Genomic DNA, 522 nt, shown 5'->3' with positions numbered 1-522 from the left:
GATTCCGACCCCGCGAACGCCGACGACGGCAGCGCCGGCAAGGCCGGCTGGGCCGAGGACGGGGACGAGTGCTCCGCCGGGGACCCCGACAGATCCCCGCCACAGCGCAAGCGCAAGCGGTTGCGGCCGGTGGTCATCGCCCACCTGCAGCTGAACGACCTGAAGGATCTGGCGTCCTCGACGGCGCAGACCGGGCACGGGGTGGATCTGCCGCCGGCGGCGTTGCGGCAGCTGCTGTGCCAGGCGGATCTGATCCCGGCGGTGTTCAACACGGACGGGGTGCTGCTGGACTTCGGGCGGACCAAACGCTTCGTGCCCGAGGTGCTGCAGCGTGCGGTGCTGGCCAGGGACCGGTACTGCCTGGTGCCCGGGTGCACCGCGACGGTGGAGCAGCTGGAATTCCACCACACCGACCCGTACGCCTTGGGCGGGGAAACGAACTTGGACAAGATCGCTCCGGGGTGCAAGAACCACCACATCGAGTTCGACCATGAGGTGATCAAGATCGTGTGGGTGAAGGGC

The 522-nt window shown here is 68.6% G+C and carries 1 protein-coding gene; it reads left to right on the top strand.

The window, feature by feature from the left end; translation table 11 throughout:
• The coding region (locus C1H84_RS17855; protein ID WP_146956210.1) for an HNH endonuclease signature motif containing protein at positions 1-522 on the top strand (522 nt) is incomplete at both ends.

Source organism: Glutamicibacter soli, from assembly GCF_003309065.1.
Taxonomy (GTDB): domain Bacteria; phylum Actinomycetota; class Actinomycetes; order Actinomycetales; family Micrococcaceae; genus Glutamicibacter; species Glutamicibacter soli.
The sequence above is the reverse complement of the archived record's forward strand: the minus strand, read 5'-3'. Positions and strand labels throughout refer to the sequence as shown.